This is a genomic window from Kitasatospora purpeofusca (assembly GCF_042691725.1).
Taxonomy (GTDB): Bacteria; Actinomycetota; Actinomycetes; order Streptomycetales; family Streptomycetaceae; genus Kitasatospora; species Kitasatospora purpeofusca_B.
The window spans coordinates 5,877,921-5,902,005 of sequence record NZ_CP170483.1; the positions used below are offsets into that span (position 1 = coordinate 5,877,921).

At 75.0% G+C, this 24,085-nt stretch carries 18 protein-coding genes; 14 read left to right on the forward strand and 4 right to left on the reverse strand.

Going from position 1 to position 24,085, the window contains the following annotated elements; genetic code table 11:
- The first annotated feature begins 31 nt into the window (after positions 1-31).
- From ACFCLZ_RS25360 to ACFCLZ_RS25390, 7 genes are all read left to right on the forward strand, one after another.
- Positions 32-2,719 carry a DNA translocase FtsK gene (locus ACFCLZ_RS25360; RefSeq protein WP_380279533.1) on the forward strand — a complete coding sequence of 896 codons (2,688 nt, stop codon included), beginning with the start codon at positions 32-34 and terminating at the stop codon, positions 2,717-2,719.
- Positions 2,720-3,002: 283 nt separating this feature from the next.
- On the forward strand, positions 3,003-3,875 hold the full coding sequence (locus ACFCLZ_RS25365) for a helix-turn-helix domain-containing protein (RefSeq protein WP_380279534.1): 873 nt from the start codon (positions 3,003-3,005) through the stop codon (positions 3,873-3,875).
- A gap of 96 nt (positions 3,876-3,971) precedes the next feature.
- Positions 3,972-5,444, forward strand: a complete 1,473-nt coding sequence (gene rimO / locus ACFCLZ_RS25370; RefSeq protein ID WP_380279536.1) for a 30S ribosomal protein S12 methylthiotransferase RimO — start codon at positions 3,972-3,974, stop codon at positions 5,442-5,444.
- Complete coding sequence (gene pgsA / locus ACFCLZ_RS25375) at positions 5,441-6,079, forward strand: CDP-diacylglycerol--glycerol-3-phosphate 3-phosphatidyltransferase (protein WP_380279538.1); 639 nt, start codon at positions 5,441-5,443, stop codon at positions 6,077-6,079. Before rimO ends, pgsA begins: the two co-directional genes overlap by 4 nt.
- 96 nt (positions 6,080-6,175) lie before the next feature.
- Positions 6,176-6,733, forward strand: a complete 558-nt coding sequence (locus tag ACFCLZ_RS25380) for a CinA family protein (protein ID WP_380279540.1) — start codon at positions 6,176-6,178, stop codon at positions 6,731-6,733.
- 396 nt (positions 6,734-7,129) lie between these two features.
- A complete protein-coding gene (locus ACFCLZ_RS25385; protein ID WP_350551437.1) occupies positions 7,130-7,498 on the forward strand; it encodes a helix-turn-helix transcriptional regulator in 369 nt (122 codons plus the stop codon).
- A gap of 52 nt (positions 7,499-7,550) precedes the next feature.
- The gene (locus ACFCLZ_RS25390; RefSeq protein ID WP_380279542.1) at positions 7,551-7,865 is read left to right on the forward strand and encodes a hypothetical protein; all 315 of its coding nucleotides are present in this window, start codon (positions 7,551-7,553) and stop codon (positions 7,863-7,865) included.
- A gap of 91 nt (positions 7,866-7,956) precedes the next feature.
- Here ACFCLZ_RS25390 and ACFCLZ_RS25395 read toward each other — a convergent pair whose 3' ends face one another.
- The gene (locus ACFCLZ_RS25395) at positions 7,957-12,630 is read right to left on the reverse strand and encodes an ATP-dependent helicase (RefSeq protein WP_380279544.1); all 4,674 of its coding nucleotides are present in this window, start codon (positions 12,628-12,630) and stop codon (positions 7,957-7,959) included.
- 199 nt (positions 12,631-12,829) lie between these two features.
- Between ACFCLZ_RS25395 and ACFCLZ_RS25400 the strand changes: the two genes are divergently transcribed.
- The 7 genes from ACFCLZ_RS25400 (at position 12,830) to rny (ending at position 20,659) form a co-directional block, all read left to right on the forward strand.
- The gene (locus ACFCLZ_RS25400) at positions 12,830-14,407 is read left to right on the forward strand and encodes a S8 family serine peptidase (protein ID WP_380279546.1); all 1,578 of its coding nucleotides are present in this window, start codon (positions 12,830-12,832) and stop codon (positions 14,405-14,407) included.
- Positions 14,408-14,484: 77 nt separating this feature from the next.
- A complete protein-coding gene (locus ACFCLZ_RS25405) occupies positions 14,485-15,033 on the forward strand; it encodes a GNAT family N-acetyltransferase (RefSeq protein ID WP_380279548.1) in 549 nt (182 codons plus the stop codon).
- 42 nt (positions 15,034-15,075) lie between these two features.
- Positions 15,076-15,270 (forward strand): DUF3046 domain-containing protein, encoded by a 195-nt coding sequence (locus ACFCLZ_RS25410; RefSeq protein ID WP_380279550.1) that lies wholly within the window; start codon positions 15,076-15,078, stop codon positions 15,268-15,270.
- Between the two features lie 78 nt (positions 15,271-15,348).
- Complete coding sequence (locus ACFCLZ_RS25415; RefSeq protein WP_380279552.1) at positions 15,349-16,650, forward strand: AI-2E family transporter; 1,302 nt, start codon at positions 15,349-15,351, stop codon at positions 16,648-16,650.
- 189 nt (positions 16,651-16,839) lie between these two features.
- Positions 16,840-17,958: a recombinase RecA gene (recA, locus tag ACFCLZ_RS25420; RefSeq protein WP_380279554.1), complete on the forward strand. Its 1,119-nt coding sequence runs from the start codon at positions 16,840-16,842 to the stop codon at positions 17,956-17,958.
- A gap of 247 nt (positions 17,959-18,205) precedes the next feature.
- On the forward strand, positions 18,206-18,988 hold the full coding sequence (recX, locus tag ACFCLZ_RS25425; RefSeq protein ID WP_380286282.1) for a recombination regulator RecX: 783 nt from the start codon (positions 18,206-18,208) through the stop codon (positions 18,986-18,988).
- A 219-nt stretch (positions 18,989-19,207) separates the two neighbouring features.
- Positions 19,208-20,659 carry a ribonuclease Y gene (gene rny, locus ACFCLZ_RS25430; RefSeq protein ID WP_380279556.1) on the forward strand — a complete coding sequence of 484 codons (1,452 nt, stop codon included), beginning with the start codon at positions 19,208-19,210 and terminating at the stop codon, positions 20,657-20,659.
- Here rny and ACFCLZ_RS25435 read toward each other — a convergent pair.
- The 3 genes from ACFCLZ_RS25435 to ACFCLZ_RS25445 all read right to left on the reverse strand — a co-directional run bounded on the left by ACFCLZ_RS25435 (position 20,640) and on the right by ACFCLZ_RS25445 (position 24,069).
- On the reverse strand, positions 20,640-22,424 hold the full coding sequence (locus tag ACFCLZ_RS25435; RefSeq protein ID WP_380279558.1) for an FAD-dependent monooxygenase: 1,785 nt from the start codon (positions 22,422-22,424) through the stop codon (positions 20,640-20,642). The two genes, rny and ACFCLZ_RS25435, sit on opposite strands and share 20 nt — an antisense overlap.
- Before the next feature lie 146 nt (positions 22,425-22,570).
- A complete protein-coding gene (locus ACFCLZ_RS25440; RefSeq protein WP_380279560.1) occupies positions 22,571-23,422 on the reverse strand; it encodes an amino acid ABC transporter permease in 852 nt (283 codons plus the stop codon).
- Positions 23,419-24,069, reverse strand: coding sequence for an amino acid ABC transporter permease (locus ACFCLZ_RS25445; RefSeq protein ID WP_380279562.1), 651 nt, complete (start codon positions 24,067-24,069; stop codon positions 23,419-23,421). The genes ACFCLZ_RS25440 and ACFCLZ_RS25445 overlap by 4 nt, the downstream gene beginning before the upstream one ends.
- Positions 24,070-24,085 lie beyond the last annotated feature (16 nt).

The window sequence follows — 24,085 nt, forward strand, 5'->3', positions numbered from 1 at the left end:
CAGGTCGGGTGCCCCGGTAGGCTGCTGACCCATGGCCACACGTACGCCCGGAAGCGCGGCACGCAACTCGAGTCCGGGACCGTCCAAGAAGGCCGCGGCGAAGGCTCCGGCCAAGCCGCCCGCCAAGAAGGCGGCCGCGAAGAAGGCCGCCCCGGCGAAGAAGACGGCGGCCAAGGCGGCCGCTCCGCCCCCCGCGCCCCGGCCGATACTCTTCCGCGCCGTACGCGCCGTCTGGCTCGGCATGGCGCACGGCATGGGCGCGGTCTTCCGGGGCTTCGGCGACGGCGCGAAGAACCTGGACCCGGCGCACCGCAAGGACGGCGTCGGCCTACTGCTGCTGGCGCTGGCCCTGGTCACCGCCGCCGGCACCTGGTTCAGCCCGCAGGGCTGGCTGGGCGAGGCGGCCACCAACGTGGTCTCCGGCCTGTTCGGGCGGCTCGACGTGCTGGTGCCGTTCCTGCTCGCCGCCGTCGCGATCCGGCTGATGCGCCACCCGGAGCTGCCGGAGGCCAACGGCCGGATCATGATCGGCCTGACCACCCTGCTGGTCGGCGTGCTCGGCCTGGTCCACATCGGCTGCGGCGCGCCCGTGATGGGCAGCGGCGCGACCCGGATAAGGACCGCCGGCGGGATCATCGGCTGGGCTGCGTCCACCCCGATGATGGCCGCCGCCGGGCCGGCCCTCGCGGTGCCGCTGCTCCTGCTGCTGGCCTTCTTCGGCCTGCTGGTCACCACCGCCACCCCGGTCAACCGGATCCCCGAGCGGATGCGCGCGATCGGCGTCCGGCTGGGCGTGGTCGAGCCCGGCCCGCAGGACGCCGCCGAGGGGCGTGCGCCGGAGCGCGAACTCTCCAACGAACCCCCCGAGGACGCCGACCCCTCCGCGCTGCCGTTCACGGTGGACACGGACAGTGACGACCCCTCGGACGAGGTGGCCGCCCGCCGGCGCCGCCGCAAGCGCAAGGGGCCCGACGAGGAGCCCGCCGCCGAGCCGGACATGTTCGCCAAGGAGGCGCTGGACCCGTACACCACCCGGAACCTCGCCGCCGGCGCCGCCGCCGACCTGGACGGCGCGCTGGTCTACGGCGTGCCCGCCTCCTCGGCGGTGGCGGACATGATGCACCAGGTGCAGGACCGCACCGCCCCGCCGGAGGAGGCCGCCGTCCCGGCCGCCCGTACCGGCGATGCCGGCCCCGGCGCCGCCGAGGAGCACGGCCCCGCGCCGGTCCGGATGGAGCAGCTCCAACTCGCGGAGGGCCTCACCTACGCCCTGCCCTCGCTCGACCTGCTGGAGCGCGGCGGCCCGGCCAAGGCCCGCAGCGCCCTCAACGACGAGGTGGTGGCCCAGCTCACCGGTACCTTGACCGAGTTCAAGGTGGACGCCCGGGTGACCGGCTTCACCCGCGGCCCGACGGTCACCCGCTACGAGGTCGAGCTCGGCCCGGCGGTCAAGGTCGAGCGGATCACCGCGCTCGCCAAGAACATCGCGTACGCGGTGGCCAGCCCGGACGTGCGGATCATCAGCCCGATCCCGGGCAAGTCCGCGGTCGGCATCGAGATCCCGAACCGGGACCGCGAGATGGTCAACCTCGGCGACCTGCTGCGCTCGCGCACCGCCGCCGAGGACACCCACCCGATGGTCGTCGGCATGGGCAAGGACGTCGAGGGCCACACCGTGATGGCCAACCTCGCCAAGATGCCGCACATCCTGGTGGCCGGCGCGACCGGCGCCGGCAAGTCGTCCTGCATCAACTGCCTGATCACCTCGATCCTCGCCCGGTCGACCCCGGACGAGGTGCGGATGGTGCTGGTCGACCCCAAGCGGGTCGAGCTGACCGCCTACGAGGGCATCCCGCACCTCATCACGCCGATCATCACCAACCCGAAGAAGGCCGCCGAGGCCCTCCAGTGGGTGGTCCGCGAGATGGACATGCGCTACGACGACCTCGCCGCGTTCGGCTTCCGGCACGTGGACGACTTCAACGCGGCGGTCCGGGCCGGCACCGTCACCCCGCCGCTCGGCAGCGAGCGCGAACTGAGGCCGTACCCGTACCTGCTGGTGATCGTCGACGAGCTGGCCGACCTCATGATGGTCGCCCCGCGCGACGTCGAGGACTCGGTGGTCCGGATCACCCAGCTCGCCCGCGCGGCCGGCATCCACCTGGTGCTGGCCACCCAGCGGCCCTCGGTCGACGTGGTCACCGGTCTGATCAAGGCCAACGTGCCGTCCCGCCTCGCCTTCGCCACCTCGGCGATGGCCGACTCCCGGGTCATCCTGGACCAGCCCGGCGCCGAGAAGCTGATCGGCAAGGGCGACGCGCTGTTCCTGCCGATGGGCGCCAGCAAGCCGATCCGCATGCAGGGCGCCTTCGTCACCGAGGCCGAGATCGCCGCCGTGGTGAAGCACTGCAAGGACCAGCTGTCCGCCGTCTACCGGGACGACGTGATGGTCGGCGGCGGAGCGAAGAAGGAGATCGACGAGGAGATCGGCGACGACCTGGAGCTGCTGATCCAGGCGGCCGAGCTGGTCGTCTCCACCCAGTTCGGCTCCACCTCGATGCTCCAGCGCAAGCTGCGGGTCGGCTTCGCCAAGGCCGGGCGGCTGATGGACCTCATGGAGTCGCGCGGCATCGTCGGGCCGAGCGAGGGCTCCAAGGCCCGCGACGTCCTGGTGAAGCCGGACGAGCTGGACGGGGTGATCGTCTCCATCCGCGGATGAGGCCGGCCCGCGCCGACGGGTGTTCGCCCGTTCGGACGGGGGTAGGCGGCCGGTGCGGAACCGGTCGGGTGCGCACCGCGTCCCATGAGCGACACCGGACGCGCGGGCGGCGGTGCGGGGGCCCCGGAGACGGCGGCCCGCCGCACTGACGGGCGGTCAGTGCACGCTCGTCCCCGGAGCGGGGCGGCCGAGCGCATTCGGGCCTGTTCCGCTTGAGAAACGATCCGCCCACGCCCCTAGACTGTTCCCCAGCAGGTGGCCAACCGCTCGAAAGGCGTGCACCGTGACCATCGGCAAGTCCCCCGACCGCGAGAACGCCCCGTCCTCCGCCCGGCCCGCCGGCGCCGCAAAACCGGCGGCCGATGCCCCGAGCATCGGCCGGGTGCTGGCCGCCGCCCGGATCGGGGCCGCACTCACGGTGGACCAGGTGAGCGGCGCCACCCGGGTCCGGGTGCCGATCGTGCACGCCATCGAGGAGGACGACTTCGGCCGGTGCGGCGGCGACTTCTACGCCCGCGGCCACATCCGCGCGATCGCCCAGCTGGTCGGCGTCGACGGCGAGGAGCTGGTGGCCCGCTACGACGCCGCGCACGGCGGCTCACCGGCCTCCAAGCGGCCCACCGAGCTGATCGAGAGCGGCCCGATCAAGGTCCCCGGCCGGGGCCGCCCGAACTGGACGATCGCGATGGTCACCGCGATCGTCGTGGTGGTCGGGGTGATCGGCTTCAACCTGGTGAGCGGGAAGGCCGGCACCGGCACCACCGGCTCGGCCAGCGCTCCGCTGCCCGCCGGCGCCGGCACCGGCTCGGTCGCCCCGGCGGCCCCCGCGACCACCCCGGCCGTGCAGCCGCCCGCCCCGGCGCCCAGCGCCCCCGCGATCGCCGCCGCCCCGGCCGACAAGGTCACCGTGAAGCTGGTCGCCGAGAAGGACACCAGCTGGGTCTCGGCGGTGGACGGCACCGGGAAGTCGCTGTTCCAGAACAACATCGAGGAAGGCCAGGACCAGACCTTCACCGACCCCAAGCAGATCAAGCTGGTGATCGGCAACGCGGGCGCCGTGCACGTGTACGTCAACGGCAAGGACCTCGGTCCGGCGGGCAAGAACGGCCAGGTGGTGCACGTCACGTACACCCCCGGCGACCCGCAGGCGGGCTGATCGCGGGGGCCGGCCGCCCCGGGGCGGAACCGGCCGGAGGGGGCGCGCGGCCTCCGGGGCGAACGGCTCCGGCGGGCGCGCGTTAATCTTGGCCCTATGCCTGAACGCCGTACTGTCGCCCTTGTCACGCTCGGATGCGCCCGCAACGAGGTGGACTCCGAGGAACTCGCCGGGCGACTGGAAGCCGACGGCTGGTTGCTCGTGGACGACGCCGCCGAAGCCGACGTCGCCGTCGTCAACACCTGCGGCTTCGTCGAGGCCGCCAAGAAGGACTCCGTCGACGCCCTGCTGGAGGCCAACGACCTCAAGGACCACGGCCGCACGCAGGCCGTGGTCGCGGTCGGCTGCATGGCCGAGCGCTACGGCAAGGAGCTGGCCGACGCCCTGCCCGAGGCCGACGGCGTGCTCGGCTTCGACGACTACGCCGACATCTCCGACCGCCTGCAGACCATCCTGTCCGGCGGCCACCACGCGCCGCACATCCCGCGCGACCGCCGCAAGCTGCTGCCGCTGAGCCCGGTCGAGCGCCAGGCCGCCGCGGCCGAGGTCGCCGTGCCGGGCCACGGCGCCCCCGAGGACCTGCCGGAGGGCGTCGCGCCCGCCTCCGGGCCGCGCACCCTGCGCAAGCGCCTGGACGACAGCCCGGTCGCCTCGGTCAAGCTCGCCTCCGGCTGCGACCGGCGCTGCTCGTTCTGCGCCATCCCGGCCTTCCGCGGCTCCTTCATCTCCCGCCGGCCCTCCGACGTGCTGCACGAGGCCCAGTGGCTGGCCGGGGAGGGCGTCCGCGAGGTCGTCCTGGTCAGCGAGAACAACACCTCGTACGGCAAGGACCTCGGCGACATCCGGCTGCTGGAGACGCTGCTCGGCGAGATCGCCGCGATCGAGGGCGTCGAGCGGGTCCGGGTCTCCTACCTGCAGCCCGCCGAGATGCGCCCCGGGCTGATCGACGCGATGACCGGCACCGAGGGCGTGCTGCCCTACTTCGACCTGTCGTTCCAGCACTCCGCGCCGGCCGTGCTGCGCCGGATGCGCCGCTTCGGCTCCACCGACCAGTTCCTGGAGCTGCTCGGCACCATCCGCGACAAGGCCCCGCAGGCCGGCGCCCGGTCCAACTTCATCGTCGGCTTCCCCGGCGAGAGCGAGGAGGACTTCGCCGAGCTGGAGCGGTTCGTCACGCACGCCGGGCTGGACGCGATCGGCGTCTTCGGCTACTCCGACGAGGACGGCACCGAGGCCGCCACCTACGGCGACAAGCTGTCCGAGGACGTGGTCGCCGACCGGCTGGCCCGGCTCAGCCGGCTCGCCGAGGAGATGACCGCCCAGCGGGCCGAGCAGCGGATCGGCACCGAGGTCGAGGTGCTGGTCGAGTCGGTCGACGGCGACCTGGTCGAGGGCCGCGCCGCCCACCAGGCGCCCGAGACGGACGGCCTCACCACGCTCACCGGCGTCGAGGACCCCGAGGTCGGGCGGTTCTACCGGGCCCGGGTGGTCGCCAGCGAGGGCGTCGACCTGGTCGCCGAGGCGCTGGAGCAGGTGCGGGTCCGCCGGGCACCGGGAGCCGGGGAATGACCCAGGGGCCCGGCGCCCCGACCGCGGCCCACCCGGGCAGACCGGCGGCCGCGGTGCCCCCGGCGCCGGGGATCTGGAACATCGCGAACGTGCTGACCATGGTCCGGCTGCTGCTGGTCCCGGTCTTCGTCGCCCTGCTCTTCGCCGAGGGCGGCCACGACCCCAAGTGGCGCTCGGTGGCCTGGGCCTCCTTCGCGATCGCGATGATCACCGACCTGTTCGACGGCGAGCTGGCCCGGCGCAAGGGCCTGGTCACCGACTTCGGCAAGATCGCCGACCCGATCGCCGACAAGGCGATCATGGGCGCGGCGCTGATCAGCCTCTCGGTGCTGGGGGACCTGCCGTGGTGGATCACCGTGGTGATCCTCGCCCGCGAGCTCGGCATCACGCTGATGCGGTTCTGGGTGATCCGCTTCGGGGTGATCCCGGCCAGCCGGGGCGGCAAGCTCAAGACGCTCACCCAGGGCATCGCCGTCGGCATGTACGTCCTGGAGCTGACCGGCTGGCTGGCCACCGCCCGGGCCGTGCTGATGGGCGTCGCCGTGCTGCTGACCGTCGGCACCGCGCTGGACTACGTGGGGCAGGCCGTGCGGCTGCGCCGGGAGGGCCTGGCGGCGCGACGCCCGCGCGGGTGAAACGGCGCGGATTCCGGCCGCCGGCCGTCCCCGCGGCCCACAATGGCGGGTACTCCGGGGCGGGCCCGGGGGGGAGCGCGAGGGAGGGACGTCGGGATGGGTGCTGGATCCGAGGCCGGCGCGGAGCACGGAGCGGCCGGGTCCGGGCCGGCCGACCACGGGCCGGCCGACTACGGGTTGGCCGAGCGGGCGCACACCGCGCTGCGGGCCCAGGGCGGCACGGTGGCCGTCGCGGAGTCGCTGACCGGCGGACTGCTGGCGGCCGCGCTGGTGGACGTCCCCGGGGCGTCCGCGACCTTCCGCGGGTCGGTGACCGCCTACGCGACCGAGCTGAAGGCCTCGGTGCTCGGTGTCGACGAGGGGCTGCTGGACGTCCACGGCCCGGTCCACCCGGTGGTGGCCCGGCAGATGGCCGAGGGCGTGCGCAAGTTGCTCGGCGCGACGTACGGGGTGGCGACGACCGGGGTGGCCGGCCCGGAGCCGCAGGACGGGCAGCCGGTCGGCACCGTACACCTCGCCGTCGCCGGTCCGGGGGGAACTCTGGTCAGTTCGCCACGGTTGTCGGGAGAGCGTGCCACAATCCGTCACAGGGCGGTGACCGCCGCTCTGGAGCTGCTCGTCGGGCGGCTCCCGTCCGGTACGCCCGCGCACTGAGTCGTCGTCCGCACCGTCGTCGCCGTCCGCCCGTCAGCCACCTGTCAGCCACCCGTCACCCGGTCCCCGGTGTCCTCCGGGGGCCGCCCGCCGGGATCTCCGTCCAACCGGGATCTGCCGAACTGGCGTGCGGGCATCGCACATCTGGAGGATCGTGTTACATCGGAGGGCCTGGTTGGGCAGAAACCAGGTGGCGAACGAGTGGCGGGGCGGTGGCCGGGTGCCGCCCGGAGGGTACGACGCGGTGCCCGCCGACCCGGATGCGACACCGAAACAGGGGAGGGGACAGCCTTGCAGCCCAGAGTGAACACGACCATGGTCCCCGCACGCGAAGCGGGCAAGGCGGTACGGTGGGGGCGTGACATCTCGATCCGCAGTCCGAGGAGGGAGGCACCGATGATCCTGCTCCGTCGCCTACTGGGCGATGTACTGCGTCGGCAGCGCCAGCGCCAGGGCCGCACACTCCGCGAGGTGTCGGCGGCCGCCAGGGTTTCGCTCGGCTACCTCTCCGAGGTCGAGCGGGGACAGAAGGAGGCCTCCTCGGAGCTGCTCTCCGCCATCTGCGACGCACTCGACGTCCGGATGTCCGAGGTCATGCGCGAGGTCAGCGACGAACTGTCGCTCGCCGAACTTGCGGCGATGGCCACCCTCTCCGAAGGTGAACTGCTGAGGCCGGTGCTCGAACCGGTTCCGCTGCCGGCTCCCGGCACCGACCGGGCGAACATGTCGCCCAAGGCCGCCGCGATGGACGTGGTCGCCGCCTGACCTGGCCTCGGTACGGGCCCCATCCGGCCCGCGTTGAGCGAAGGAGGCGGTCGTGCGCAGTGCGGCGGTGACGTGTGCCGGGGCCCGAATACGGCTCCGGCGGGTGCGGTTGTGGCCGTTCCGGCGGGGCCTTCCGATCCTGGTGGTCCTGGCCGGCGGGCTCGGCTGGTGGCTGTGGGCCCTGTGGACCGGCACCGGGCAACTGCCCGGCGGCGCGGTACCGGCCCTGCTGGCGGCCGGCGGCTGGGGGCTCGGGCTGATCCCGGTCCACGCCGACTGGCGGTCCACCGGGCCGGCGCGGCACCGGGCGGACCAGTCGCTGGCCCCGGTGGAGGCACGGTGGGAGGCCGGGCCTCCCGCGCGGTGACAGGACGCGGACGAGGGCCGTGGGACCGATCGGTCCCACGGCCCTCGTCGTGCTTCCGGCCGCCGGCCCCGGCTCGGGGAGCCGGCGGGCCTCAGGGGCGCAGCCGCAGACCGCGCGGGGTGGCGTGGAAGCCCGCCTGCTCCAGCGCGGTGCCGAGCGCCGACCCGAGGGCCGGCTCGCCGTTGGCCCGTTCGACGGTGACGCTGCCCAGCGCCCCCGCCCGGGCCGCCCCGGCCAGCGCGGCCGCCGCCGCGGCGAGGGTCGCCTCGTCCTGCGCCCAGGCCAGCAGCGACTTGCCGCCGCGCTCCACGTACAGGCACAGCTCGCCGTCGACCAGCACCACCAGGGCGCCGGCCTTCCGGCCGGGTCGGTGCGCCTTGCCCGCCGCCTCGGCGGACCCGGCGGGCGGCTCGGGCCAGGGCAGCGCGGCGCCGTAGGCGTTGGCCGGGTCGGCGGCGGCCAGCACCAGGGCCTGCGGCGGTTCGGTGATGGGGGCGGCCGGCCACTCGGCGCCCCGGGCCCGCTCCAGCCGCCCGCTGACCGAGCGCAGCCGGTCGGCCGCGCCCTCCATGGCGAACTGGGCGCCGCCCAGCCCCTCGACGAAGTAGCCCCGGCGGGTCCGGCCGCGCTCCTCCATGGCGGAGAGCACCCGGTAGACCCCGGCGAAGCCGCCCGGGATCCGCTCGGCGGCGACCGTGCCCCGGGTGAGCAGGCCGTGCCGGTCCAGCAGGTTCTGCGCCTGGGCGGTGGCCCGGACGGTCGGGTCGGCGGCGAACGGGGGCAGCAGCGACCAGCGGCCGCCGACCGTCGGGGGGCCGCTGCGCAGCGCGCCGCCGATCCGGCCGAACGGGCGCCCCGCGCCGCCGAAGCGGCCGCGCGGGGTGGCCCGGGGCGCCCGGTGGGCGGTGGCGCCGGCGGTCCGGCCGGAGCCGAGCAGGGCGCGCAGCGGGGCCAGGGTGTCGTTGCTGACGTACCCGGCCCAGACGAGGTCCCACAGGGCCTCGACGGCCTCCGGCTCGGGCGTCTGCGGGAGGTGGGCGACCAGTTGCCGGAAGAACAGGCCGTAGCCGCCGGTCAGCGCCTCCAGGAGCGCGGTGTGCACCGGGGTGACGGTGGGCGGCACCGGTTCGGGGCGCAGCAGGTGGGCGTTCTCGGCCAGGTGCAGGCTGATCCAGCCGTCCTTGCCGGGCAGTGCGCCGGCGCCGGCCCAGCCGACCTCGCCGGCCGCCATCAGTTCGTCGAGCAGTCCGGGGGAGTAGTCGGCGAGCCGGGCCGGGAGGATCAGCTTCTCCAGGGCGGAGGCGGGCAGGGCGGTGCCCTGGAGCTGTTCGACCACCCGGAGCAGGCCGTCCGGGCCGCGCAGCCGGTGGCCGGCCAGGTGCTGCCACTGCGGCAGGAAGGCGGCCAGGGCGCGCGGCGGGACGGGTTCGACCTCCTGGCGCAGGGCGGCCAGCGAGCGGCGGCGCAGCCGGCGCAGGACTTCCGCGTCGCACCACTCGACGGCGGCGGTGTGGCCCTCCACCGGCCTGAATTCGCCCTGGACCAGGCGGCCGGTGGCGGTGAGGCGGTGCAGGGTGCCGGTGACCACGGCGGTGCCCAGGCCGTAGCGGGCGGCGGCCTCGGCGGCGGTGAACGGGCCGTGGGTGCGGGCGTGCCGGGCGAGCAGGTCGCCCAGCGGGTCCTTGACCGGTTCGGTGAAGGCCTCGGGCACGCCGACGGGCAGCGGGGTGCCGAGGGCGTCGCGCAGCCGGCCGGCGTCCTCGATGGCGGCCCAGCGCTGCTCGCCGCCGATCCGGACCTGGATCACCCGGCGGGCGGCCTCCAGTTCGAGGGCCCAGAGCGGTTCGGCGCCGCGCGCGGTCAGCTCGGCCTCGCCGAGCGGGCCGAGCAGGCGCAGCGCGTCGGCGACGCCCTCGGCGTCCTTGATCCGGCGCTCGGGGGTGAGCCGTTGGAGTTCGGCCTCCAGTTCGGCGAGGACCTGGGGGTCGAGCAGTTCGCGCAGCTCGGCCTGGCCGAGGAGTTCGGACAGCAGCCGGGAGTCGAGGGAGAGGGCGGCGGCACGGCGTTCGGCGAGCGGGGAGTCGCCCTCGTAGAGGAACTGGGCGACGTAGCCGAAGAGCAGGGAGCGGGCGAACGGGGAGGGTTCGGGGGTGGTGACCTCGACCAGCCGTACGGCGCGGGATTCGAGGTCCCCCATCAGCTCGACCAGGCCGGGGACGTCGAAGACGTCCTGGAGGCACTCGCGGACGGCCTCCAGGACGATCGGGAAGGAGCCGTACTCGGCGGCGACCTCCAGCAGTTGGGCGGCGCGTCGGCGCTGCTGCCAGAGCGGGGTGCGCTTGCCGGGGTTGCGGCGGGGGAGCAGCAGGGCGCGGCCGGCGCACTCGCGGAAGCGGGAGGCGAACAGGGCGGAGCCGCCGACCTGGTCGGTGACCAGCTGTTCGATCTCCTGCGGGTCGAACAGGGCGGCGTCGGCGCCGACCGGGGCGTCGTCGGTGACCGGCTTGTCCGAGGGGAAGTCCAGCAGGTCGGCGTCCGGCAGGCGGAGCACGATGCCGTCGTCGGCGTGCATGACCTGCGGGTCGAGGCCGTGCTTCTCGCGCAGCCGGGCGGCGAGGGCGAGCGCCCAGGGGGCGTGCACCTGGGCGCCGAAGGGGGAGTGCACGACGATCCGCCAGTCGCCGAGCTCGTCGCGGAAGCGCTCGACCACGATGGTGCGGTCGTCGGGGAGGTGGCCGCAGGCGGCGCGCTGCTCGGCCAGGTAGTCGAGCAGGTTGCCGGCGGCCCAGTCGTCCAGGCCGGCCTGCTGCAGCCGGGCGGTGGCGGCCTGCGGGTCCAGCGCGCCGAGTTCGCGGGTGAAGGCGCCGAGCGCGCGGCCGAGTTCGAGCGGGCGGCCGAGGCTGTCGCCCTTCCAGAACGGGAGCCGGCCGGGGATGCCGGGGGCGGGGGTGACCATCACCTTGTCGTGGGTGATCTCCTCGATCCGCCAGGAGGTGGTGCCGAGGGTGAAGACGTCGCCGACCCGGGACTCGTAGACCATCTCCTCGTCGAGCTCTCCCACCCGGCCACCGCCCTTCTTCGGATCGGTGCCGACGATGAAGACGCCGAACAGGCCGCGGTCGGGGATGGTGCCGCCGGAGGTGACGGCGAGCCGCTGGGCGCCGGGGCGGCCGCTGACGGTGCCGGCCACCCGGTCCCAGACCAGGCGGGGGCGCAGTTCGGCGAAGGCGTCCGAGGGGTAGCGGCCGGCGAGCATGTCGAGCACCGCGTCGAAGGCGGACTGCGGGAGGGTGGCGAACGGTGCGGCCCGGCGGACCGCGGTGAGCAGCTCGTCGACCTGCCAGGTGTCCATCGAGGTCATCGCGACCAGCTGCTGGGCGAGCACGTCGAGCGGGTTGCGCGGGATGCGCAGCGCCTCGATCCGCCCGGCCCGCATCCGTTCGGTGACCACGGCGGACTGCACCAGGTCGCCCCGGTACTTGGGGAAGACGACGCCGGTGGAGACCGCGCCGACCTGGTGGCCGGCCCGGCCGACCCGCTGGAGGCCGGAGGCGACCGAGGGCGGGGACTCGACCTGGACCACCAGCTCGACGGCGCCCATGTCGATGCCGAGTTCCAGGCTGGAGGTGGCGACCACGGCGGGCAGCCGGCCGGCCTTGAGCTCCTCCTCGACCAGGGCGCGCTGCTCCTTGGAGACCGAGCCGTGGTGGGCGCGGGCGATCACCGGCGGGGCGCCCCTGGCGGCGCCGGCGTTGCCCATCAGCAGGGCGGGGGCGTGGTCCTCGGGCAGGGCGGTGCCGGTGGCGCGTTCGAGGGCGATCTCGTTCAGCCGGTTGCAGAGCCGCTCGGCGAGGCGGCGGGAGTTGGCGAAGACGATGGTCGAGCGGTGGGCCTGGACGAGGTCGACGATCCGTTCCTCGACGTGCGGCCAGATGGAGGCCTGGCGCTGCGGGTCGCTCTCGGCGGCGCCGCCGAGAGCGGGGGCGGCCGGCAGGTCGTCGAGGTCCGGGACCGGGACGACCACGGAGAGGTCGAACTCCTTGGCGGCGGGCGGCTGGACCACCTCGGCACCGCGCCCGGGGCTGAGGAAGCGGGCCACCTCCTCGACCGGCCGGACGGTGGCGGACAGGCCGATCCGGCGGGCCGGGCGGTCGAGCAGGTCGTCGAGCCGCTCCAGGGAGAGCGCGAGGTGGGCGCCGCGCTTGGTGCCCGCGACGGCGTGCACCTCGTCGAGGATCACCGTGTCGATGCCGCGCAGGGCGTCCCGGGAGGCGGAGGTGAGCAGCAGGAAGAGCGACTCGGGGGTGGTGATCAGGATGTCCGGCGGGTGGGTGGCGAAGCGGCGGCGGTCGGCGGAGGGGGTGTCGCCGGAGCGGATGCCGACCTGGATCTCCGGTTCGGGCAGGCCGAGCCGGACGGCGGCCTGGCGCAGGCCGGCCAGCGGGGCGCGGAGGTTGCGTTCGACGTCGACCGCGAGGGCCTTGAGCGGGGAGATGTAGAGGACCCGGCAGCGGCGCTTGGGCTCGGCGGGGGGCGGGGTGCTGCTGAGCCGGTCCAGGGCGGACAGGAAGGCCGCGAGGGTCTTGCCGGAGCCGGTGGGGGCGACCACCAGGACGTCGGTGCCCCGGGCGATGGCGCGCCAGGCCTCGGCCTGGGCGGTGGTGGGCGCGGAGAAGGCGCCGGCGAACCAGGCCCGGGTGGCGGGGGCGAAGCCGGCCAGCGGGTCGGCCGGGGACGGGGGCGGGGTCGGGTGCGCGGTCGCCATGCCCCCATGGTGCCGGGTGGCACCGACAAGGGAGGGGTGTTCGGCGGGGTGGTGGCCGTTCGGGGCAACCGGGAAGGCAGAACAGACAAACGGATCATATGGTGATGATTCAGTCGCTGTGATGCTCCTGTGAAGACCAGCCCTCCTGCGGCCGGCCGCCCCGGCGCGGCCGCCGGGACCGACGAGCGGAGACCGTGCCATGGCGCAGGCGGACCCGTCCGGCCGCGGTCCCGTCGCGCCGCCCGGCCGCGGTCCCGCTCCGGTGCCCGTCCGGATGGCCGGTCCGGGCGGGGCCGCCCGGCGCCGCGGCCGGGGGCCGTTGCGCGTCCTGCTCGCGATGCTGGTCACCGCGCTGGTCGCGGGCGGCGCCGTGCCGTACGTCGGGGGACCGGGGCGGGCGTACCTCAGCTACCTGGTCCTCGCGGAGCGGGCGGACGCCGACGGGGCCGACCGGGCGGCGGAGCGGACCCGCGCGGCCGGCGGGCAGGTCGTCCAGGAGTACCCGCAGATCGGGGCGGTGCTCGCGTACGCCGCCGAGGGCTTCGCGGAGAAGGTGCGCGGGCGGCCCGGGGTGGCCGCGGTCGGCGCCACCCGCACCTCGCCGGTGCCCGGCCCGCCCCGCTCGGTGGACGGTGCCGGGGACTTCCGGGCCGGGGCGGACGACGGGGGAGGCGGGGTGGACGGTGCGGACGGCACCACCGTCACGGTCCCCGACCCGGGCGAGCGCGACGCCTGGAACCTCGCGCTGCTCGGCGCCGCCCCCGGCGCGGGCGCGGACACCGCCCCGGGTCCGCCGCGCGGGCCGGCCGCCCCCGGCGCCGCCGCCCTGCGCGACGTGCTGGTCGCCGTCCTCGACTCCGGCGTCGACGACACCCACCCCGACCTGCGCGCCGCCGTCGACCCGAGGAGTTCCGTCTCCTGCGCCGACGGCCGGCCCGACGCCCGCACCGGCTCCTGGCGCCCCGAGGCCGGGGTCGGCGAGAGCGGCCACGGCACCCACGTCGCCGGGATCGTCGGCGCCGCCCGGGACGGCCGCGGCGTCAGCGGGGTCGCCCCCGGCGTGCGGATCGGCGCCGTCCGGCTGCTCGGCCCGCTCGGCCAGTACTACGCCGAGAACATCGTCTGCGGCCTGCTCTGGGCCGCCGACCACGGCGCCCGGGCGATCAACAACAGCTACTTCGCCGACCCGTGGAAGTACAACTGCCCCGAGGACCTGGACCAGGCCGCGCTGACCGCCGCCGTCGGCCGGGCCGTCGAGTACGCCCGCCGCCGGGGCGCGGTGGTGGTCGCCTCGGCCGGCAACGACGCCCAGGACCTCGGCGCCGCCCGCACCGACGAGCGCAGCCCCAACGACCGCAGCACCGGGCCCCCGCAGTCCCGCTCGCTCGGCCCCGAGTGCGTCCGGCTGCCCGGCGAACTGCCGGGTGTGGTCACGGTGACCGCCGTCGACCGGGACGGCCGCCCGTCCGTCTACACCAACCACGGGCGCGGCCGGGTCTCGCTGGCCGCCCCCGGCGGGGACCCGGACGGCGGTGCCCGGGGGGCGGTGGTCTCCGACTGGCCCGGCGGCCGGTACGCCGCGCTGGCCGGCACCTCGATGGCCGCCGCGCACGTCAGCGGCGCGGTCGCGGTGGCCGCCGCGCTGCACCCGGACTGGGACTCCGACCGGCTCGCCGCGCTGCTGGCCGCCACCGCGGACGCCGCCTGCCCGCCCGGGCCGCACGCCTGCGGCGACCGCGAGTACTACGGCGCCGGGGCGCTGGTCCTGCCGCGCTGAGCGGGTGGCCCGCAGCGCCGGGCGGGCGGCCGGGAAAACCGGGTGACGGGCGGGGGCGGACGGGCCAGGATCGGGGGATGGACGTCTTCCTCACCACCGAGCGGCTGGTGCTGCGCCGCTTCACCGCCGCCGACGTGGACGCGCTGGTCGAGCTGGACGCCGACCCGGAGGTCACCCGCTACCTCACCGGCGGGCGGGCCACCCCGCGCGAGGTCGTCGAGTCCAGCCTGCTGCCGCGCTACTTCGACCACTACCGCCGGTACGGCGACTTCGGCTGGTGGGCCGCCGAGGAGCGGGCGGGCGGGGCCTTCCTCGGCTGGTTCGAGTTCCGGCCGCCGGCCGGCCGCACCGAGGTCGAGCTGGGCTACCGGCTGCGCCGCCCGGCCTGGGGGCGCGGCTACGCCACCGAGGGCTCCCGGGCGCTGATCCGCCGGGGCTTCACCGGCCTCGGCGTCGAGCGGGTGGTGGCGTACACCATGGCGGTGAACCGCGGCTCACGGCGGGTGATGGAGAAGGCCGGGCTCTCGTACGTGCGGACCTTCCACGAGGACTACCCGGAGACGATCCCGGGCAGCGAGCACGGCGAGGTCGAGTACGCCCTGACGGCGGCCGACTGGCGCCCGTAGGGACCGCCCGGACCGCCCGGGCGGTCCGGGATACTGGTGGGCATGAGGCTGACGGAGTTCTGGCGGCGGATGTACGCGCACTTCGGCGAGGCGTACGCGGAGTCCTTCGCGAGCGACCACGTGATGAGCGAGCTCGGCGGGCGCACGGTCCGCCAGGCGCTGGAGGCGGGCCGGGAGGCCAAGGACGTCTGGCGGGTGGTCTGCGACACCCAGGGCGTCTCCTCGGTGCTCCGCTGACCCGGCCGCGCCCGGCGACCCTCGCCCGACCCTCGCCCGATGCTCGAACGCGCGTCGGGCATGGGTCAGACTGTGCGGGTGGCAAGCAGTGCAGAACAGCAGAATTCGGACAGGTCGGCGCAGGTCGCCGACGAGGCCGCGGGCCCTACGCCCGCCTCCCCGGCCTCCCCGGCCGCCCCGACTCCGGAGCCGGAGCCGGCGTCGGCCCGCAGTGCGGGGGGCGGGCTCTGGGGTTCCGGGATGCCGCGCTGGCTGCCCCGGGCGATGGTGCTGGCGCTGCTCATGGTGGGGCTGTTCCAGCTCGCCGACTGGGCCTTCCACGAGCTGATCGACCTCTTCGTGATGCTGCTGGTCTCCTTCTTCCTGTCGCTGGCGCTGGAGCCGGCGGTGGACCGGATGGCCGCCCGCGGGGTGCGCCGCGGGGTCGGCACCTTCCTGGTCTTCGTCGTGCTGGCGATCGCCGTCGGCGGCTTCCTGACGGCGCTCGGCACCCTGCTGGTCGACCAGGTGGCGAAGATCGCGAGTGACCTCCCGCACCTGCTCGACAACCTGATCGCCTGGATCAACCGCACCTTCCACCAGGAACTCTCGCTGGACGAGCTGCAGAAGAAGCTGCTCAAGGACTCGGGCGCGATCGAGAGCTACGCCCAGTCGGCCGCGGACAACGTCTGGGGCGTCTCCTCGACCCTGATCGGCGGGCTGTTCCAGGCCTTCACGGTCGGCCTCTTCACCTTCTACTTCACCGCCGACGGCCCCCGGGTGCGGCGGACCGTCTGCTCGATGCTGCCGCCCGCCAAGCAGGCCGAGGTGCTGCGCGCCTGGGAGATCGCGCTGGCCAAGACCGGCGGCTACCTCTACTCCCGGGCCCTGCTCGCGGTCGCCTCGGCGCTCGCGCACTGGGTGATGTTCGCGCTGCTGGACCTCCCGTACGCGGCGGCGCAGGCGGTCTGGGTCGGCGTCATGTCGCAGTTCGTGCCGACCATCGGCACCTATCTGGCGGGGGCGCTGCCGGTGCTGGTGGCGCTCACCACCGACGAGCCGGTGGACGCGCTCTGGGTGCTGGTCTTCGTGGTGGTCTACCAGCAGATCGAGAACTACCTGCTGCACCCGCGGATCACCGCGAAGACGGTGGACGTGCATCCGGCGGTGGCGTTCGGCTCGGTGCTCGCGGGCGCGGCGCTGCTCGGCGGGGTCGGCGCGCTGATCGCCATCCCGGCGGCGGCCACCCTGCAGGGCTTCGTCGGCACGTACGTCCGGCGCTACGAGGTGACCGACCCGCGGGTCGACCGCGGCGAGCAGCGCCGGCAGCGGCGGGAGCTGCGCCGGGAGGCGGCGCGCCGGCTGCGGCGGATGGTCGGCGGGGACTCGGGGCGGAGGTAGTCCGGGCGGCGGTCCGAACCCGGGGTCGATCATGGCTCGAACAGCTTAGGCTTGATTCGAACACGTGTTCTTTGTACTCTCCGGCGCAGAGTTCTCCCCAGGCAGAGCCCGGTCGGAGCCGATTGTCGGTGGGACGCGCTAGCGTCGAGGACGATGAAGCGCACAGCACAGAACCCGAGGGTGGAAGCCATGGCAGGTACGGACCGCGAGAAGGCGCTCGAGACGGCGCTCGCCCAGATCGAGCGGCAGTTCGGCAAGGGCTCGGTGATGCGCCTCGGCGAGAAGGCCAACGAGCCGATCGAGGTGATCTCCACCGGGTCCACCGCCCTGGACGTGGCTCTCGGGGTCGGCGGCATCCCGCGCGGCCGGGTGGTCGAGATCTACGGCCCCGAGTCCTCCGGCAAGACCACGCTGACCCTGCACCTGGCGGCCAACGCCCAGCGGGCCGGCGGCACGGTCGCCTTCGTCGACGCGGAGCACGCGCTCGATCCCGAGTACGCCAAGAAGCTCGGCGTGGACACCGACGCCCTGCTGGTCAGCCAGCCGGACACCGGCGAGCAGGCGCTGGAGATCACCGACATGCTGATCCGCTCCGGCGCGATCGACCTGGTGATCATCGACTCCGTGGCGGCGCTGGTCCCGCGCGCGGAGATCGAGGGCGAGATGGGCGACTCGCACGTCGGTCTGCAGGCCCGCCTGATGAGCCAGGCGCTGCGGAAGATCGCCGGTGCGCTGAACCAGTCGAACACCACCGCGGTCTTCATCAACCAGCTGCGCGAGAAGATCGGCGTGATGTTCGGCTCGCCGGAGACCACGACCGGTGGCCGGGCGCTGAAGTTCTACGCCTCGGTCCGCCTGGACATCCGCCGGATCGAGACCCTGAAGGACGGCACCGAGGCGGTCGGCAACCGCACCCGCGTCAAGGTCGTGAAGAACAAGGTCGCCGCGCCGTTCAAGCAGGCCGAGTTCGACATCCTCTACGGCGTGGGCATCAGCCGCGAGGGCGGCCTGATCGACATGGGCGTGGAGCACGGCTTCATCCGCAAGTCGGGCGCCTGGTACACCTACGAGGGCGACCAGCTCGGCCAGGGCAAGGAGAACGCCCGCAACTTCCTGCGGGACAACCCGCAGCTGGCCGACGAGATCGAGCGGAAGATCAAGGGCAAGCTGGGCATCGGCCCCAAGGTGGAGGAGCCGGCCGAGGCCGAGGCCGGGGCGGACGCCGCCGAGGGCGCGGCCAAGCCGATCACCGCGACCGCCGCCAAGACGGCCGCGGCGAAGAAGACGGCGGCGGCCGCCAAGGCCTGAGCCGTTGACGCAGCACAGTGGGCCGGTCGGCCCGGAGGACGACGATTACGGGCCGCCGGACTGGTTCGCGGCCGTGGCCGAACCGGAGCCCGAGTCCCGACCCGAGGCCGGACCCGAGCCCGAGCCGGGTCCCGGACGGCGACGCCGGTCCGCGCGGCGGTCCGCGGCACGCCCGGCGGACGTGGAGGAGCTCGGGCTGGTCTCCGCCTCCGAGCTGCCCTCGGGGCGGCGTCGGCGCCGCTCGGCGCTGGCGGCGGAGCAGCCCCCCGGCCGGTCGTCCGGTGAGGGTGCCGGGCACGACGGAGCGGGGGCGGCCGGTCACGGGGGTGCGGCCGCCCCCGCCCCGGCGTGCCCGGACGAGCGGCCGGTGCGGCGCTCCGGCCGCACCCGGCGCGGCGCGGCCCGAACGGGCGCCGACCACGAGGGCGGGTACGGCTCGGACGGTGCGGACGGCGCCGGTGCTCCGGAGCGGTCCGGTGGCGCGTCCCGGCGCGGCCGGGCCGAGGAGCCGGCCGACCCCGAGAGCCGGGCCCGGGACATCTGCCTGCGCCTGCTCACCGGCGCGGCCAAGACCCGCAAGCAGCTCGCCGACGCCCTGCGCAAGCGGGAGATCCCGGACGAGGTCGCCGAGGAGGTGCTGACCCGGCTGGAGGAGGTCGGGCTGATCGACGACGCGGCCTTCGCCCGTGCCTGGGTGGAGTCCCGGCACAGCGTCCGGGGCCTGTCCCGGCGCGCGCTCGCCCAGGAACTGCGGACCAAGGGGGTCGCCGGGGACCTCGCCGAGCAGGCCCTCGCCCAGGTCGACCCGGACGACGAGACCGAGGCGGCCCGCGCCCTGGTCGAGCGCCGGCTGCGGACCACCCGGGGCCTGGAGCGGCAGACCCGCACCCGTCGGCTGGTCGGGATGCTGGCCCGGCGCGGCTACTCCGAAGGGCTGGCCTTCCGGGTGGTCCGCGAGGCGCTGGACGAGGAGGAGGCCGGTGCCGGGGAGCAGGACGGGGCGTACGGGGACACGGCGTACGAGGACTGACGCCCGGGTCACCGGGGGTTACCCGAGGGTTGGTCAACTGCCTGGCCAGTCTTGACCGTTTCGTAACCCGCGCCTAGCCTCGCACTCAGTGCGGGAGCACGTCGATCATCCCTCGGCCACCCCCGGCCGCGCTCCCGGCCGTGCTTGCGACCGGGTGGTTCCGGGCCGGCCGCGCGACGGTCCGGGCGGCGTGCCGCGGCGGGACGGGGAGTGGGCAGCATGAGGACCGCGGTGAGCGCCGGATCGGCCGCCTCCCTGCTGGTGGCGGCCGTGTCGGCGGCCCTGGTGACGGCCTGGTTGCTGGCCCGGCGGTACCGGGGTGCGCAACGCCGGGCCGCCGCCGAGAGCGAGCGGACGCGGCGCCGGACCGAACTGCAGGCGGACCGGCTGCGCGCCGAACTCGACCGGCGCGAGGAGTGGTTGGCCGGGGAGCTCGACCGGTTGCGCACCCGTGAGGGCGAACTGGCCGAGCGGACGGCCGAGGTGGCGCGCGCCAGGGACGCCGCCGAGGAGCTGGTCCGGCACGGGGCGGCCGAGTTGGAGCGGACCGCCGGGCTCTCCGCCGCCGAGGCCCGCGCCGAACTCGTCCGCGCCGCCGAGGCGCGGGCCCGCCGGGAGGCGGCGGTCACCGTCCGGGAGATCGAGCGCGCCGCCCGCGAGGAGGGCGAGCAGCGGGCCCGGGGCATCGTGGCCGGGGCGATCCAGCGGCTGGCGGCCGAGCAGACCGCCGAGACCGCGGTGTCGGTGTTCCGGCTGCCCACCGAGGAGATGAAGGGCCGGGTGATCGGGCGCGAGGGCCGCAACATCAAGACCTTCGAGGCCGTCACCGGCGTCAATCTGATCATCGACGACACCCCGGCGGTGGTGCAGCTCTCCTGCTTCGACCCGGTCCGCCGGGAGACCGCCCGCCTCACCCTGGAACAGCTGGTCGAGGACGGCCGGATCCACCCGCTGCGGATCGAGCACGTCCACGCGCGCAGCCGCACGGAGGTGGAACGCCGCTGCGTGCGGGCCGGGGAGGACGCGCTGCTCGCCGTCCGGGTCGGCGCCATGCACCCGGAGCTGGTCCGCACCCTGGGGACCCTGCGCTACCGGGCCTCGTACGGGCAGAACGTGCTCGGCCACCTGGTGGAGTCGGCGCACCTGGCCGGGATGATGGCCGCCGAGCTCGGGGTGGACCCGGATCCGGTGCGGCGCGCGGCGCTGCTGCACGACATCGGCAAGGCGCTGACCCACGAGGTCGAGGGCAGCCACGCGGCGGTCGGCGCGGACTTCGCCCGGCGGCACGACGAGCCGGCGGACGTGGTGCACGCGATCGCGGCCCACCACGGCGAGGTGGAGCCGCAGACCGTGGAGGCGGTACTGGTCCAGGCCGCCGACGCCTGTTCGGGCGGGCGGCCGGGCGCGCGCAAGGAGTCGCTGCAGGCGTATGTGCGGCGGCTGGAGCGGCTGGAGGAGATCGCCCGGGCGCACGACGGCGTGGCCGACGTCTACGCGATGCAGGCCGGCCGGGAGGTCCGGGTGATGGTCCGTCCGGAGGTGGTGGACGACCTCGGGGCGCAGGTGATCGCCCGCGAGGTCGCCAAGCAGGTCGCCGAGGAGCTGACCTACCCGGGCCAGATCCGGGTCACGGTGGTCCGCGAGAGCCGGGTCACCGAGGTCGCGCGCTAGGTGTCCTGTCCGGTGAGGTCGGGGACGCGGCCGGCGGGCGGCTTGCCTGCGGGTGCGGCTCCGAGGGCTCCGAGGGCTGCGGGGGCTGCGGCTCGGACCCGCCGGTGAGCGAGGCCGGGCCGCCCCGGGCCCGGTCGGCCAGCGCCTGGAGGTCCTCGCCGTCGGCGCCCTGGGTGGTCCCGACCAGGTGGCCGTCGGGCCGGATCAGCAGCACGGTGTGCGGGCCGGCGCCCGGGTAGGCCTCGGTGACCAGGACCTCGGCCGGCACCGGCAGCGCGGCGGCGACCTCGGCCAGCCGGGGCATCAGCCCGGCGCCCAGCCAGTGCTCGGCGGACCAGACGGCGGTGCCGGGGGCGACCAGCAGCAGCAGGAAGCCGGCGCCGAGCCGGGCGTGCAACTGGTCCGGGGTGCCGTCGGTGGCCAGCACCGGCAGGTCCGGGACGAGCACTCCGGGCGCGGTGGCCGGCAGCAGCTCGCTGAGCGAGGTGGCGACGCCGCGCGTGCCGCGCTGGACCGGGACCCGCCCGGGCACGCCGGAGGGGGCGGCCGGGTAGGCGGGGGCGCCGCCGAACCGGCCGGTGCCGAGGTGCCCGTCGGCGAGCAGCGGCGCGTGCTTGCGGAAGGAGCCGGTGAACAGCGAGCGCCGGGTCTGCGCCCAGCCGCGCAGCGGGCGCAGCAGCGGCATGGACTGGTCGACGGCGCGCAGCCGGGCGCCGACCGCACCGCGCCGCTCGGCCTCGTAGCCGTCGAGCAGGGAGCCGCTGGGCTGCGGGCCGCCGGAGTGGAGGTGCCAGGCGAGGGCGAGCCGCCAGGCCAGGTTGTCGGCGTCGCGCAGGCCGTCGGTGAGGTTCTGCATGCCGAGCGCGCCGTGCAGGTGGGCGGCGTCGCCGGCCAGGAAGCAGCGGTCGACCCGGAACCGGGCGGCCAGCCGCTGCTGGGCGGTGTGGTCGGCGGCGGCGAGCAGGTCGAACGTCGGGAGCTCGCCGCACCAACCGGCGAGGGTGGCGGTGACCCGGGTGAGCAGGGTGTCGCCGGTGACGATGCCGGGCCAGGTGGCGTGCGGGTCGACCGGTTCGGTGACCGCGGGCCGGCCCGGGGGCAGCCGCCAGTCGAGCCGCCAGACGCCGTGCGGCAGCGGGCGGGCGGTGGCCTCGCGGTCGCCGCGCCACGGCGGCTCGCGGTGCAGCCGGGGCTCGGTGAACGGCAGGTCGACCCGGACGGTGGCGACGGCGCTGCGGTCGACGGCGGGCCGGCCGGGGAAGCGGATCTTCAGCAGTTTGCGGACGGCCGAGCGGGCGCCGTCGCAGCCGACCAGGTGGCTGCCGCGCCACCAGGTCTCGGTGCCGTCCTTCGGGTTGCGGGTGAGCACGCTGACGCCGTCGCGGTCCTGTTCGAGCCGGGTGACCCGGCTGAGCGGGACCAGCCTGACCAGCGGGGTGCCGGTGAGGGCGTCCTGCAGTCCGCGCTGGAGGCGGTGCTGGGGCAGGTGCAGGACGGGGGTGTCGGCGAGGTCGATCCGGAGCACCTCCTGGCGGCGGCGCCAGACGGTGAAGGCGTCCCAGCGGGCGGCGTCGGCGACGGCCCGGGGGTAGCCGATCCGGGTGAGCAGGGCGGCGGTGTCGGAGCCGAGGACGACGCTGCGCGGGCTCTCGGGGCAGAGCCCGGAGCCCTCGTCGAGGACGACGGTCGGCACCTCGTGCCGGGCGAGTGCGAGGGCCAGGGCCAGGCCGACCGGCCCGGCCCCGACCACGATCACCGGATCCATGCCGTCCCCTTCGGGCCCGGACGGTCCGCTGAGCCGCGGCCGTGGACCTCCGGGTGAGGGCAGGCCGTCGGGCCGCCGTCATATGCCGCGTGGATGCTCCCGGATGGTGTCACGAAGAGCAATGCAACAGTTCACCTGCGTGCCCGTCAAGCAGCAGGTGAAGTGCGCCGGTTCGCGCCGCCTCGTCCGCGTGCCTCGATCCAGCGGGCGAGCGCGGTGAGCACCAGGCACATCGCGATGTACAGGGGCCCGATCACCAGGACGACGGGGATGTAGGGGAAGCCGGCGGCGTTCAGCGGCTGGCTGGCGATGGCCTTACCGACGAAGAGCAGCTCGTGGTAGGTGATGATGAAGCCGAGCGAGGTGTCCTTGAGCGTGACGACCAGCTGGCCGATCATCGAGGGCAGCATCGAGCGGACCGCCTGCGGGACCAGGATGGTCGTCATCACCTGGGTCTTGCGCATGCCGAGCGCGTAGGCGGCCTCGCCCTGGCCGCGCGGCACGGCGTTCACACCGGTGCGGATGATCTCCGCCTGGACCGAGCCGTTGTAGAGGGTGAGCCCGAGCACCAGCGCCCACATCGGCTGCTTGGCGAAGAACGCGTAGTAGAGGGCGACGATCAGGATCAGCAGCGGCATCGCCCGGAAGAACTGGACGAAGACGGTGGCCGCCCAGCGGACCGGTTTGTGGTCGGAGAGCCGCCCGGCGGCGAGCAGCGCGCCCAGCGCGAGCGAGAACACCGCCGCCAGCCCGAAGGCCTCCAGGGTGGAGAGCAGGCCGTCGACGATCCGCTGCTGGACGGTCGTGTACTGGAACGCGTCCCAGAGGCCGGGGTCGAACTGGCCGTTGTCGGCCAGCGCGCTGACGGTGTACCAGAGCAGCCCGGCGACGCCGAGCAGCGCCAGCACCCCGAAGATCCGGTAGCGGGCGCGGGCCCGCGGGCCGGGGGCGTCGTAGAGGACGCCCGGCGCGGCGGAGCGGGTGAAGAGGGTGCTCATCGGGCCACCGCCAGTCGGTCTTCGAGGAAGCGGAACAGCAGGGAGACGGCGGCGCTGATCAGCAGGTAGGCGCAGGCCACCCAGAAGAAGATCGCGAAGATCGAGTAGCCGCGCTCGGAGAAGGTCTGCTGGGTGCTGTAGAGCTCGCTGACGCTGAACGCGCCAGCGATGGCGGAGTTCCTGGGCAGGGCGATGAAGACGCTGCTCATCGGCGCCAGCACGGTGCGGGCGGCCTGCGGCAGGACGACCAGGGTGAGCGTCTGGCCGAAGGTCATGCCCAGGCTGCGGGCCGCCTCGGCCTGGCCCAGTGGCACCGTGTTGATGCCGGAGCGCAGCACCTCGCAGACGAACGACGCGGTGTAGCCGCCGAGCGCCAGCACCGCGAAGGTGAGGTGGCTGAAGTGCACGCCGAGCGGCGGCAGGCCGAAGGTCACGGCGAAGAACAGCAGGGTCAGCGGGGTGTTGCGGAAGAGCGTGACCCAGGCGGTGCCGAAGGCCCGCAGGACCGGGATCGGGGAGACCCGGAAGGCCGCCAGCAGGGTGCCCAGCAGCAGGGCGAGCAGCGCGCTGAGCGCGCTCAGCTCGATCGTCTGCAGGAAGCCGTCGCGGAACAGCGCGAAGTTGCCGTCCTCGAACAGGAAGCCCATCCGGCGGCCCTCCTCT

Excerpts from the sequence above, each read along its gene's own strand:
- ACFCLZ_RS25360 (WP_380279533.1), top strand. The coding sequence starts at position 32 with ATGGCCACACGTACGCCCGGAAGCGCGGCACGCAACTCGAGTCCGGGA.
- rimO (WP_380279536.1), top strand. The coding sequence starts at position 3,972 with ATGCCTGAACGCCGTACTGTCGCCCTTGTCACGCTCGGATGCGCCCGC.
- pgsA (WP_380279538.1), top strand. The coding sequence starts at position 5,441 with ATGACCCAGGGGCCCGGCGCCCCGACCGCGGCCCACCCGGGCAGACCG.
- ACFCLZ_RS25380 (WP_380279540.1), top strand. The coding sequence starts at position 6,176 with ATGGGTGCTGGATCCGAGGCCGGCGCGGAGCACGGAGCGGCCGGGTCC.
- ACFCLZ_RS25385 (WP_350551437.1), top strand. The coding sequence starts at position 7,130 with ATGATCCTGCTCCGTCGCCTACTGGGCGATGTACTGCGTCGGCAGCGC.
- ACFCLZ_RS25395 (WP_380279544.1), bottom strand. The coding sequence starts at position 12,630 with ATGGCGACCGCGCACCCGACCCCGCCCCCGTCCCCGGCCGACCCGCTG.
- ACFCLZ_RS25400 (WP_380279546.1), top strand. The coding sequence starts at position 12,830 with ATGGCGCAGGCGGACCCGTCCGGCCGCGGTCCCGTCGCGCCGCCCGGC.
- ACFCLZ_RS25405 (WP_380279548.1), top strand. The coding sequence starts at position 14,485 with ATGGACGTCTTCCTCACCACCGAGCGGCTGGTGCTGCGCCGCTTCACC.
- ACFCLZ_RS25410 (WP_380279550.1), top strand. The coding sequence starts at position 15,076 with ATGAGGCTGACGGAGTTCTGGCGGCGGATGTACGCGCACTTCGGCGAG.
- recA (WP_380279554.1), top strand. The coding sequence starts at position 16,840 with ATGGCAGGTACGGACCGCGAGAAGGCGCTCGAGACGGCGCTCGCCCAG.
- rny (WP_380279556.1), top strand. The coding sequence starts at position 19,208 with ATGAGGACCGCGGTGAGCGCCGGATCGGCCGCCTCCCTGCTGGTGGCG.
- ACFCLZ_RS25435 (WP_380279558.1), bottom strand. The coding sequence starts at position 22,424 with ATGGATCCGGTGATCGTGGTCGGGGCCGGGCCGGTCGGCCTGGCCCTG.
- ACFCLZ_RS25440 (WP_380279560.1), bottom strand. The coding sequence starts at position 23,422 with ATGAGCACCCTCTTCACCCGCTCCGCCGCGCCGGGCGTCCTCTACGAC.
- ACFCLZ_RS25445 (WP_380279562.1), bottom strand. The coding sequence starts at position 24,069 with ATGGGCTTCCTGTTCGAGGACGGCAACTTCGCGCTGTTCCGCGACGGC.